The 12,994-nt window shown below is 38.7% G+C and carries 9 protein-coding genes; 7 read left to right on the top strand and 2 right to left on the bottom strand.

The window, feature by feature from the left end; all coding sequences use genetic code 11:
• Positions 1-43: 43 nt before the first annotated feature.
• Positions 44-3,478, bottom strand: a complete 3,435-nt coding sequence (locus CXF88_RS06835; RefSeq protein ID WP_197708414.1) for an EAL domain-containing protein — start codon at positions 3,476-3,478, stop codon at positions 44-46.
• 644 nt (positions 3,479-4,122) lie between these two features.
• Between CXF88_RS06835 and CXF88_RS06830 the strand changes: the two genes are divergently transcribed.
• From CXF88_RS06830 to CXF88_RS06820, 3 genes are all read left to right on the top strand, one after another.
• On the top strand, positions 4,123-4,566 hold the full coding sequence (locus CXF88_RS06830; protein ID WP_157822782.1) for a DUF2057 family protein: 444 nt from the start codon (positions 4,123-4,125) through the stop codon (positions 4,564-4,566).
• A gap of 849 nt (positions 4,567-5,415) precedes the next feature.
• Entirely contained in the window at positions 5,416-7,005 is a 1,590-nt protein-coding gene (locus CXF88_RS06825) for a S41 family peptidase (RefSeq protein WP_101086147.1), read from the top strand.
• Positions 7,005-7,397 carry a hypothetical protein gene (locus CXF88_RS06820; protein WP_101086146.1) on the top strand — a complete coding sequence of 131 codons (393 nt, stop codon included), beginning with the start codon at positions 7,005-7,007 and terminating at the stop codon, positions 7,395-7,397. The genes CXF88_RS06825 and CXF88_RS06820 overlap by 1 nt, the downstream gene beginning before the upstream one ends.
• Positions 7,398-7,786: 389 nt before the next feature.
• On the opposite strand, the gene CXF88_RS06815 is transcribed toward CXF88_RS06820, so the two are convergent.
• Positions 7,787-9,226 (bottom strand): OmpA family protein, encoded by a 1,440-nt coding sequence (locus CXF88_RS06815; protein WP_101086145.1) that lies wholly within the window; start codon positions 9,224-9,226, stop codon positions 7,787-7,789.
• A 276-nt stretch (positions 9,227-9,502) separates the two neighbouring features.
• On the opposite strand from CXF88_RS06815, the gene CXF88_RS06810 reads away from it, so the two are divergent.
• The 4 genes from CXF88_RS06810 (at position 9,503) to CXF88_RS06790 (ending at position 12,867) form a co-directional block, all read left to right on the top strand.
• Positions 9,503-10,183, top strand: coding sequence for a hypothetical protein (locus CXF88_RS06810; RefSeq protein WP_101086144.1), 681 nt, complete (start codon positions 9,503-9,505; stop codon positions 10,181-10,183).
• Between the two features lie 86 nt (positions 10,184-10,269).
• Entirely contained in the window at positions 10,270-10,773 is a 504-nt protein-coding gene (locus CXF88_RS06805) for a hypothetical protein (RefSeq protein WP_101086143.1), read from the top strand.
• A 495-nt stretch (positions 10,774-11,268) separates the two neighbouring features.
• Positions 11,269-12,168: a hypothetical protein gene (locus CXF88_RS06795; protein ID WP_101086141.1), complete on the top strand. Its 900-nt coding sequence runs from the start codon at positions 11,269-11,271 to the stop codon at positions 12,166-12,168.
• A 99-nt stretch (positions 12,169-12,267) separates the two neighbouring features.
• Complete coding sequence (locus CXF88_RS06790) at positions 12,268-12,867, top strand: hypothetical protein (protein ID WP_101086140.1); 600 nt, start codon at positions 12,268-12,270, stop codon at positions 12,865-12,867.
• The last annotated feature ends 127 nt before the right edge of the window (positions 12,868-12,994 follow it).

Below are 12,994 nucleotides of genomic sequence, written 5' to 3'. Positions count from 1 at the left end.
ATAGATTTATTAATGCCTGTCAGTTTGCTGACAGGCATTTTGATCAGCGTCTTATTAAAGATCTCTTATTGGCTGTTTCATTTGTTGCCTGCGCCTGTAAAAGTGCTTCAAATGCTGCTTGGGGTAATGGTTTACTAAATAAGTAACCTTGGCCGTAATCACATTTCAATGCATTAAGCAGATGATACTGCTCTTCTGTTTCAACGCCTTCTGCCACGACCGTTAAATTGAGCCCATGCCCCATAGCGATTGCCGCACCAACAAGTTCTAGATCGCCCGGATCGACGGTTATATCGTTAATAAAGCTTTTATCTACTTTTAAGGTATTGAATGGGTAACTGCGCAGGTAACTGAGCGACGAATATCCGGTACCAAAATCGTCCATTGAGATACTGACACCAATGTTGTTAATGGATATCAAGTTACTGTCGATGACGGCGTCGCCACTGAGTAAGACTCCTTCGGTGATTTCCAGTTCAATAGTGCTAGGATTAATCTGATGTTTATCTAGCTGGATATTAAGCATATCAACAAAGGTATTTTCCCTGAATTGTTTTGGGGACACGTTAATGGCAATTTTAAAATGAGGATTATAGGTTTGTTGCCATTTTTTGGCTGTAGCAAATGCAACCTCGATAACATATTGACCGATTGTGACAATGAGTCCCGTTTGTTCAGCAATAGGGATAAACTCATCAGGAGTGACTTGACCGAGCAAAGCATTATTCCAGCGTAAAAGGGCTTCCGCGCCGATAATTTTGCGGCTCTTGATATCTACAAAAGGTTGAAAGTAAACCTCGAGTTCTTTTTGCTTCAATGCACTGCGTAATTGCTCTTCAACTTTCAAGCGCCGATTCATATCGTGGTTCATTTGATGTGTATAGAAATTATAGGTATTTCTGCCGCGATCCTTTGAATGGTACATGGCTGAATCTGCTTGTCTTAGCAATTCTTTAGGGTCTTCACTATCTAGCGGGTAAAGGGCAATACCAATACTGATGGTTGACACTAGCTCACGATTTTCGAGCCTAAAAGGCTGGTAAAATTGCTCGAGTAGCTTACGGGCAATAATTTCAACTTCAGTGGGTTCATTAATATTGCTCAATATAATGATAAATTCATCACCTCCCAACCTACCCACAACATCACTTTCTCTAATGGTATTTTTTAACCGAACCGCCGCTTGGATCAACAGTTCATCACCAACAGAGTGACCCATGGTGTCATTAACCTTTTTAAAATCGTCTAAATCAATAAACAATACTGCCACATTATTTTTGGCTCGATGGGCGTCTTTAAGCATTTGCGACAATCTATCAAGTGACAGTAGTCTATTAGGCAGGCCTGTTAAGCTATCGTAATGGGCTTGATGAAGAATTTTTTCTTCTTGTTGTTTGTATTGAGTGACATCTTGTTTTAGGGCTAGATAGTGTTTAGTGACGCCAGCGTTATCAAAAATAGGTGCAATATGAGCATGTTCCCAAAAAATATCGCCGTTTTTCTTTTTGTTTTGCAGCTCGCCTTGCCATGCATGTCCGGTAGAAATAGCATTCCATAATTCTTTATAAAGTGATTTTGGGGTTAATCCCGACTTTAGCATGCTGGCCGATTGGCCAATGACTTCACTCGCGGCGTAGCCAGAAATTTTTTCAAAGGCACTATTCACATATTCAATTTTGCTGTCGATATTAGTTAATATCATTGATATTGGGCTTTGTTCTATTGCTTGTGACAATGTAAGAGCTTGTTCTTCAGCCTTTTTTTGGGCGCTTAAATCGATATCGATACAGTACATTTCTGCTTCATTATCGGTATTGTTGATTAACGTATGGGATGAATAAACCGCTACATTACTACCATCTGCACGTTGCAGGAGTAATTCTTCAGCGAGAATAGGAACCCCTTCATTAATCCATGCATTGACGTTATTGATCACATGTTCTCGGTAAGGTGGGGGAATAATGAGGTCTTCTAATTGCTTCCCTAATGCTTGCTCTTTGGTATATCCATAAAGCTTTTCACTGGCCTGGTTCCAAAAAATGACCGAACGGTTTTTATCATAACCTTGGACCGAAATTGAGGGTATTTGTTCAAAAATATGTCTAAACTTAGATTCACTCAGAAGCAGTTTTTGTTCGGCATTAATGCGCTGTGAAATATCTTTAACAAAGCAGAATAACATCCCATCATCACCATCCCAAAAGCTGATGCTCACCTCAACATGAAACAAATGACCTAACTTATGTCGGTGTTGAGAGGTGTAATTAATAGACTTTGTTTGCTTAACTTTAATGACATTTTGAGTAGAATACTGGTGTTTTTCACTGGTTTCGATCTCTCCAATCGGTTTATTGCTCAGCTCGTCGAGAGTATAACCGGTCATATTAGCGAAACTCTGATTCGACTCAATTATTTTGCCGTCCACCGACACAATAACAAAGCCATCTTGCGCGGTACTGATAATATTACGATAAGTACTTTCACTGCGGCGTAACTGTTCTTCAATGAGTTTTCGGTCGGCCATATCTCGACTTACGCCCACAATCCCCTCAATTTCCCCAGACAAATTAGTAAAAGGCGTTTTATGGGTTTTAAAAATATGGGCGATTCCATCGGGTGTTGTGACCCATTCTTCATTCATCCACGGCTGGTTTTCTCGTAATACAAAGCGATCGGCTTTGATAAAGCTGTCTGCCTGTTGACGATCAAATAAGTCATAGTCTGTCTGATGCTTAATATCCTCGGGTTTAAGGTGTAACGCTTCAGAGAATGCCTTGTTACAACCTAAATAAATCCCGTCGACCGATTTGTAAAAAATGATATCGGGAATGCCATCAATAATGCTTTGTAACAGGTTTTTCTCGGTTTCGAGGAGGCCTTTGTGATGATGTAACTCTTGATATATTTGTTGCCTTTGTTGATGCTGTTTTAGCAATAACCCCACTAGCATGGTGCCACATGTATATACCGTTAATAATGTCGGACCAATTGTAAGAATAATGTCGTATTTATCTACCACCGGCATGAGTAATAAACACAGCAAAACGCCAATCTCCACCACAAACCCCATGGCCAGTAAGTTTTGCCAATTGGGTTGTTTGTTTGCAGATTTCATCCAGTATCGCCAGCCTAACCCAATGGCAGAGCTGATAATAATAATTAAGGTTCCAACGTATAAACCGGCGCCGCCTTGATAAATACGGAAACAAGCAGCGAGTAACACGGCAATCAATGTCGGGATAAAACCAAAAAATAGCCCACTTAAACTTAACAGTACCCAGCGAGTATCAAAAAATATTCCCGGCCTTAACTCCCAAGGATTATTCATGACACAAATTGCAATCATTCCGATAAAAACCCCACTCAAGACATTTCCATATTTCTTGGGGGCTATCTTTTGTAATTTTATGGCATCATAAATAACGACAAGTGCCAGTAACAATACGGTGTTACTCATCAAACTGAAAAAACTATCCATTCTTTCCCCGCATAAAAAGAGCATTGCCTTCATTTACTGTAGTTCAAATCTGATAATAATAAAAAATAAACTATTTTTATCATTACGTTAATAAGATTTTTACCATTATTATCTAACGCCTGTGACCATTAATATCTAACGCCTGTGACCATTGAAATCTGAGCAAAGGTTCAAATAAATGGCATGATCAAGTTTAGTCGTTAAACGGTATTTTTGTGTACTAAATCTTCATCCGTTGACGAGTTCTGTGAAACACCGCGCTTCATTTTTATCGGCTGTAAATGTAGGGGGAAAACGCAATCTAGCTAAAACGATAGAATGATGACTTATCTAAGGATGAATGGCTGAATATTGAACGATTATTCAGCTATTCAATAGCTTGAGTTTCTGTCGAATGACAGGGTGTTGAATGATCTGTCATTGGCGTGTGTTAATTCATTTCGGGGCTATGCATTATAAAGCCGATTACATTTATAAAATGCTAACTATCAATAATACAATAAGATAAAGCTTAACGAGTGACACTAATTTGTATTAAGTCATCTTTAATATAAAAAGTTGAAATTTATTTGTATATATCGAGGTCTTTTACATTAATACCAACATACTTAATCGTTAAGTATGAAATATGGATGAATATTATTATGACGACTTCATTTTCTGTAAAAATGTTACTCACCTCAACCACCGTAGGCTTAACGCTATTATTTGGCATGCCAGCTCAAGCATCGAGTATTACAGTACCGGACTCAATGATAGTTGAAACCGTGAATGGTCAGAACGTCAGTATAAAAAATACGATTGGACTTAGCCGTGGGCAACAATTGGTTGAAATTAACTATCGCGACTTATTTCAAGATAATGCTGATGATTCAGGCCATTGGGTACGTTCTGAATCCTTGTACCTCACATTAGAAGTTGCTGAAAATCAACGTTATGAGCTTGCTACACCTGATATTTATAGTGCAGAAGCTGCTCGTGATTTTTTAGATAACCCACAAGTCACGCTGAGTATTAATGGTCAACAACACAAAAGTGTCGCATTATTGACTCAGTCGCAGTTATTAACTCAATTAGTGTTGAGGTAAGTTTAAAAGTGGTTAGCAAGTCTTATCATCAGAAGCGGCTTGCTAAAAATTATTTTAAGACACTGCTACTCTCGTAATACGGATCTATATCGCCGATTCTATAACTTGTTATTGTGTAAATATTAATTTAAGTAATAATATTTCTAATTGTTAGTTTATTTGTTAGTTTATTTGTTAGTTTATTTGTTAGTTTATTGGTTTTTTTGATAACTTCAGCTCATTAATTTTATTGAGTTGATATTATTGAGTTGATATTGTCGATTAATGTTGTCGATTAATGTTGTTTGGATTATTTTGTTAATGATACCTATAGGTTGATTTATAGTTTTGTCGTGTTTTTAGATATTTATTGAAAATAGTAGATTCAGTTTCATCATTAATGTGTATTTAGTTTCCTCCATTCAAATTTTCAACACGCCAACTAGCTTTTATACTATGTTGTCGAACATATTTGCCATTTTTCTGGGGTATTGAGTTGTAGAATACAGCTGCCCAACGCTTATTGCTCATGAGTGTTTGCTTTAAATAATAGATACCGAGCCAATGACTTTTATCAATGGATTATATCGTAAACTATTGATAAATATGGGCTATTATGGCATCTAAAAATGGAGTTTATTTTTTTGTGTTCATCCTACGATGAACACAACTTACCAAAGCAGTCCTTAAACAATATCGTTGGTAAGCAAAGCATTGGTTCTTGTAAGATGAACTCGCGGCGCGATAATCAATTCATTTATTGATCATTCTCTGTATTTTAGTAAATCATTTGCGTTAATATACTGTTGCATTCTAGAGCAGTTATTTGTAATACAAATGGCTAACATAAAGTAAAATAAAGGAATATTAATGCAGTTACTTTTTAGGAAAGCTATCACTCCGTTATTGGTTACCGCCAGTTTAACCGTTGCAGGTTGCAGTGGTGGGGGAAGCGAGTCAGCCAGTAATAATGTCACACCTCCGGTGACAGACAGCAGTAGCATTACTTGGACCAAGGGCCAGTTTACTCCATACGCGGATGTCGCATTACAGTGCAAGGCCGATCAAACTGGATCTGAACTCACCGAAAAGCTTTGGCTTCGCTCATGGAGTAACGACACTTACCTTTGGTATGATGAAATTTTCGATCGCGATCCAGCTCCTTATACCGTAGCGCAATACTTTGATTTATTAATCACAGATGAGCTGTCTGAAACCGGTAATGTAAAAGATAAGTTTCATTTCTCAATGCCGACTGATGAATGGGAGCAATTAAATCAATCTGGCGCATCATTCGGTTACGGATTTAACCTGTCACTTCGCAATGCATCTGCGGGGGTAACTCGTCAGGTCACCATTACTTATAGCGAACCTAATTCACCGGCAGTTGCCGCGAGAATAAATCGCGGCGCTATTATTGTTGCTGTAGATGGCGTCAATGTGGCTAATGCTGACGATAGTGCAAGCATAGATACATTAAATGCAGGGTTGTTCCCAACTCAAAGTGGCAAACAAACGACATTTACCGTGCGAGATCTCAATGCCATTGTCGATCGCAATGTCATATTGTCGGCCACCACAGTTATCTCTACCCCGGTGCAAAATACCCAAGTGATCCAAACCGCAAGCGGCAAGATTGGATACTTACAATTTAATTCTCATATTGCGACTGCAGAGCGAGGGTTGTTTGATGCTATCACCACGTTAAGCGAAGCGGATGTAGAAGATTTAGTCCTAGATTTACGCTACAACGGTGGCGGTTTACTCGCCTTAGCGAGTCAGTTGGGTTACATGATAGCAGGTGATACCGCGACCAATAATCGCATATTTGAACGCACCAGTTTTAATGATAAATATCGAACTATCGATCCCGTAACTAGAGCAATACTCGAACCAACGCCGTTTATTCCGGAAACAATAGGCTTTAATACTGGGTTGCTGCGTGCAGGGATTACACTGCCTTCACTAAACCTCAAGCGGCTTTATGTATTAACAACAGCAGATACATGCTCGGCCAGTGAAGCATTGATGAATAGTCTGCGTGGTATTGATATTGAAGTGATTCAAATTGGTGGCACAACGTGCGGAAAGCCTTATGGATTTTACCCAACACCAAACTGCGGTACCACTTACTTTAGCATTCAATTTAAAGGCGTAAACGATAAAGGTTTTGGTGATTATTCAGATGGTTTTGTACCCACTACAAGTCCAACACTCGACAGTGAAATTGAAGGTTGTGCGCTAAGCGATGATTTAAACCATGCGCTTGGTGATACCAATGAGCGACTCTTAAGCGCCGCATTGTATTACCGTGATAATAACCAGTGTCCAGAGCTGACGTCATCAGCGGCTAAAGTGTCAGCGGCTCCAACAATGATGGATAAGGGCTTTATGTTGAAAGATGACCGTCACTCAACATTGCTTAAAAATAATCGGATAATGTCGACAGGAGCCATGTAATGTCCCGTTTACCTTCTGGTTTACTTATTGCTGTAGTGATGTTTTCCACGGCTTTTATGGGGTGTGGCACTTCAACGGCCGGAAACGATAGAGCGGTTCCTGCGCTAATCACGTCGCCAAATAGTGCCAGTGTGGATGAATTACAAGCGGCTATTGCCAGTTTGTTGAATACAGACCATGTGATGATTGCTCAAAGCGCGTTTACAGACACCAGTGTCTTGTCTATTGAACCTGCAATGCACAAAGACACTAATGGTCGTTTATTAATGGGTCGCTCTACCGAGATGCCAGAGAGTGTGCAATTATTTATGCAAGCTGATACTTGCTTGCTTGAGCATGCCAAAAGTGGCCAACGCAGAATACTGCAAATAACCACCTGCCGGGCCGAGTAACACTGGCTAACTTATGGCGTAGTTACCTGTTAATTCAGGCTTGGACTCAGTAGTACCAATGACGAAATATTATCATTGGTACTACTGGAATATTGCTGGTTTATTACCGGAGTTTTATTGTCAATCTGATGGATATTATTGTGGTTATTTAACGCTTCAGCGTTAATCACAATAATGAGTTAAAAGTTAAGAGTTAAGAGTTAAGAGTTAAGAGTTAAGAGTTAAGAGTTAAGGATTGAGTTAAGAACTAAATTCAGGACTAAATACAGACTACGTATTAACCTTGTGTCTGGTAAGTAAAATATTCTTAGTGAATAGAAAGGTAGCCTAGGCTGCCTTTCTATGATTACTTCTCCAGTGAGATAATTATCTATTATCTGTAGCAGAGGTTATTTATTATCTGAACGTATCACTAACTCAACGCGGCGGTTTTGTTTCTGGCCCGCTTCATCAAGATTATTGGCAATAGGCGAGTACTCACCAACCCCTTTGGCTTCAACTTGTTGTGCAGAAATAGAGAACTGTTTGATCAAACGGGTTTTAATTGCAGTCGCGCGTTTTTCTGACAAGGTTTGGTTATAAGCTTGCGAGCCCTGGTCGTCTGAGTGTCCTACAACATAAAACAGCTGCTTAGGGTGTGTTTGTAGGTATTGAGCTACCACTTCAACAATCGGATAAGCTTCTGGCAGTAATTCATCGCTATCATATTTAAACAACAAACCGTCTAGCGCCACATGGCCTGTTTTGGCTATCTCATCGGTTAAGCCCTGCAAATCAATTCCCACACGATTATTGTTTAATGTGATTTCTTCAATGATCCTGATTTCAGCGGATAATCGCCCTGAAAACCCAATAACGTAAACCATAGCGTAAACATTACCTTCAGCTCTTTCTAACTTATAGAGTCTATAAAATTGGTTTTCTTCGCGACCAATTGCTGAATGTAATGCTATCTTAGTTTCTAATGTATCTTCGTTTCCGCACGCCTTCCCTAAACAGGTATAAACTTCCGTAAAACCAAGTTTGGTTAATGCGTTATGGTAGTTTGCATCAATCTCAAATTCTGAGAAAGTACGTGGCAATATGTATGTAATATCGGTAACTTTCCCTTCCAGTTCCAACGTTTTATAGTTAGCTCCAGCAAGTACCATGGTTTGGTTAAAGCCATGAGTCATATATTCCTGTATGTAAGCTCCAGCGACTCTGCTAAGCATTGGGTGGTCAGCCGAGTTTTTAGTATCTTTATCGCTATTGTCTTTAACCGTTATTTCACTCACAGCTTGTGATAAATAACTTTGATTAGTGGCCACCAAATCTAATGGCTCAGCGATGACTTCTATAATATCCAATTCTAAATTGGTAGCATTCTGCCAGCTAATCGCATATATCGACACATAAACTTGTTTTTTAGGCAGGGTAATATGTGCTGTTATTAATGATGGCAAGCTACTGGAAATATTTGTCAAAGGCGAGATAAATGAAGATAGCTTACGTTCATGACCACAACTTGCTTGCTCGCATTCAAAGAGGATCTCGGCATTGAGCGCGTTAAGCTGATTTTTATAGTTATTGATTAAATGAGCAGGTGTATAAGACGGCGGCAGTTCATAGTTGGTTCTAGTTAGTTTACCTTTCACTTCTTTTGATTGAATATTTTTATCGTCAATTGCCGTGATCAATTGCACAGGCGTGAAGTGCCTTAATTCATTTTTTGTGTCTTTTACCTCTTTAGGCTCAGAAAATAATTCTTGTAATGTTGCCGAATAGGCATTCATCGCTGGTATCACTGCAATGATAATGGCTAATGACATAAGTACGGGTTTTAACATTTCAACTCCCTGTTGTGTGGTATCCAATATTTTGTGAAATAACATTAAGTGATCATAAGATATTCAAACATCAATAAGGTGTAAAACAATTTGTAATATGATGACTATATACCTATCACTTTTAGTGCCTTTTGTTTTTTGCTCCATCCTTAAGGATGTATTTAAGTGGTGAGTAATATTTTATTAGGAAAAGGTAACAGGTTTATTGGTGAACATTCTGTTGATGGTGATAAAATTTGAGTACATTAATAAGGATATTGCTCACTAATAATCATTATGGCCAAAATAATAGAGTTAGATGATAAATCTTGGTTTTATAACCTGTACATAAAAGGGATGCGTAACTTTAACGCGCAAAGTGACGTGGGTTTATATGTCGCTAATATAGGTTACCCTCTGTCTTTGGGCGTTTCGTTGTTACTGCTTATTTTGATGGTCGGTTTGGCTGTGCTACCTCTTAGTGTTCCTAATACTGAGCTTGCTCGTGCATTAGTATTAATCAACATTGGATTATTACCTGTCTACTTAATAGGACGTTATTGGCTGGTTAGGCGACGTTACGGTATTACCGGGACATTACGTTGCTATGTGAGCCAGCAGCGTATTGCCATTCCTGCGAATGCAATAATGGATAAGCCTGTGGGGCAGTTGGAGTTACAACGCGATGACATTGATCGCATAAAGGTAAAATATAAATCTCAAATGCATCGTTTACATGTGCGCAACCATATTACCGCGTGTGATATTGAGCTTAAGAGCGGTGAAGTCATTACCCTTAATGCGATGTATTTTCCGCTTAAACACATTGTTTACATGCTGTGTTTTTTCGACTACCCATTAACAACGCTGCACGGCAATTGGTCATGGGCTTTTTTGCCTAATATTATAGCCGTAATACTCCCTGTTTTAGTCAATGTCGTTGTCACAGGCATATTAGTGAAACACTATTTTTTGTAGTGTATATTCAATTGATTACATACATGATTGATTGTGAGTTTTTAAGCGTTAGTAAAGCAATAACGTAAAATTAAAAGGATGTTTTCATGTACAAATTAATCGCTATTATTTTATTACTATTTATCTCGACAGCGTCAATGGGAGCGACTGAAGATGAGCAAGCTCAGTGGATGGAAGCCGCAAAGAAAATTAACTTATCTGAACCGCATTCCTTGTGTAAAAAATCAGTTAATGTCGTAATCAATCAAGATGTAAAGTTATTCAGAACAATATTTGCTGAGATACCAGCAACAGATGAACAAGTAAAAATGCATTTAGCCGACTTACATGATAAATATTATAACAAGTCATATTTGGGTATCGATAATTACCGAATTGATGAAGGACGCGAGTTTGCGTTTGAAGATGCTAAAAACGCTAACAATAATTTAGTTCGTCAATCTGCGCAGATGCGTGGACATGATCTTGAGGTATGGGTGGGATATCGTTTTGATACTGTTTCACCGAAAACCAACAAACCTCGTCAAGCGAGTGGATACTGTAAACTAGCCTATCTACAAAACCAGTGGAAAATTATTTCGTTATTGTAGGCCATTATATGGTACCTGCTTATCCTTTTTGTTCATTACCGGCATGTTAATGACGTAATAGAATTATATGGCTAAAAATAGTCGATAACGAGGCTCTTTATATAGCTGGTAGACACTGACAACAATCTTAAAAATGTAAATTCGATTAAGGAACAGGATGTTTAACAAGTTAACAGGGACGTTATTGATTACCGCGTCATCATTTTCAATCGTGTCAGCCGTTGAAAAAATAAAGTGGATTTTTATATGTTTTAATCTGATTTATGTTGTGTTGGCGGTAAGTGTCTTTTCTTTTTCGGCTGAAACTGTCGGGCGTTTAATGCTCAGTATATTGTTGATCTTGGTAGCGTTTAGTTATCAATGTCGATGGTGTTTTGATGCCTCACGCAATGTGTTAATACAGTTCCATGGTTTCAAGTTAGGGGGGGATCCATTTATTCCCTTCAACAACAAGATGTTGATTACTCGATAATAAAAAATATTGAGTTAAAAGAAGTGCATAATACTTATAAAGTGATTTTGCATGTTAAAGAGAGTCAACAAGCTCAATTTCCTGAACCGATATCGATATCGTTAAAAGTGAAGCAACATAAGTTGCCCGCATTAGTGCAACAATGTCGAAAAGAGTTAATGTCGCAGGGGATTAATGTTGTCGGTCAATTTGATAGCGTTAGTCGTAAAGATTGGCCAACCTTTAGTTCAGTTCCGCTCGACCTAGATACCGTAAAAGCCTTTATCGGGATTAAGTTATTTAACGACCCGATAAAACTACAATACCCCGTCACACTGTTTATGCTGCCTTTACCTCGGCAATACTTTCATCAAGTCTGGGCTTCAAGTTATATTAGTTTTATGGCTGCCCTGTTTATCCTTTATTCCAGCCATAATATCGTAGCGGCCATAGTGGTTGCCTTATTTGGGGTAGCTGTGTCTGCTGTAAGGCGAAAGCTCATTTGCGATAAGCATTATACACAGGGTATATCGACTCCTAATGAGATTGTTATCAGTGAAAATTCACTTGTTATTTCAAGAGTGTATTTTGAGGACAAGCAAGTTAGACAGATAGAAAAGTCTGCGATTAAATCAATTAATATTGAGTGGAATTGGTATAAAGCTGGCGATGGTGACAGTACCCGGAGGCAATACAGGCGACCTTTTGTATTTAGAGTAAACATTGATGTGAGTAACGGTGAAAGCATTACGTTAGCCGGGCAAACATTTGATAGTAATAAATTTGTTATTGCACTGTCTCAACTCGGCTACAGTGCAACGTTGACGCAAATCCCAAAAATAGCAGCGGTATGGCGTTTTTACATACTCATACCGATGGCTATAGCGCTACTAGGTATGACAGGCTTTGGCTTGTTCTCGCTGTATATTCGTTATTTGGTTTAAGAATAAACATGGCCACCCCAAATTGTCGACTATGGCAAAATTAACATGAACATATATGGCTTGATTGTTTTCAAGTATTCAACTAACAGGATGTTATCGATGAACATGATGAAAAAAGCCAGCTTACTGGTGGCCATTACCACTGCCATTACCACAATGAGTTTTGCTGCATTGGCGAGTAACCAAGCTGCTATTGATGCATTTGAAGCTAAAACCAAACCCATAGCACAAGATGCAAAAGTGCTATCCGATAAGCAGCTAGTCTTGATGCAAGAGTTTAATCAGCTCATGGATTCTGGCAATGCGTCGGCTGTATTCCAAAGTGGCAAGGTGCAAGAATTACAAGCACTCGGTGAGCAGACGTTGGTGCAAGCTAGGTTGTTTGTAAAAGAGTATCAGCAGTTTTTATCGCAATTACCTGAAACATCTACCTGTTATACGCCAGAAAACGTCACAGAATATAACAGCTTGATTGATGAGGTCTCTGCTAATAACCAGTCGTTATCTGAATTGAGCGCTACAGTATCACCCGGCGATGATACAGGTGCCACCATGGCATTATTAAATGTACAAATGCATGCAGGACGGGTTAGCTCTTTTGTGCAAATGTTTCAGCTGGTGAAGATGTGTTATATAACCGAAGCCATGGGTTACACCAAGCAAGATGTTGAGCGTATGGAAGCGGAAGAAGATCAGTAAAGTTTACAAAAGCGAGCAAAATATTAATGTTGTATCAAAAATAAACCCCATTCGCTTTTGCTCATGGGGTTTATTTTTATATGTGAAAACGCCTTAAATTAAGCGACACAAATTACTATATGACTAG

Source organism: Shewanella sp. ALD9 (genome assembly GCF_002836315.1).
GTDB lineage: Bacteria > Pseudomonadota > Gammaproteobacteria > Enterobacterales > Shewanellaceae > Shewanella.
The sequence above is the reverse complement of the archived record's forward strand: the minus strand, read 5'-3'. Positions and strand labels throughout refer to the sequence as shown.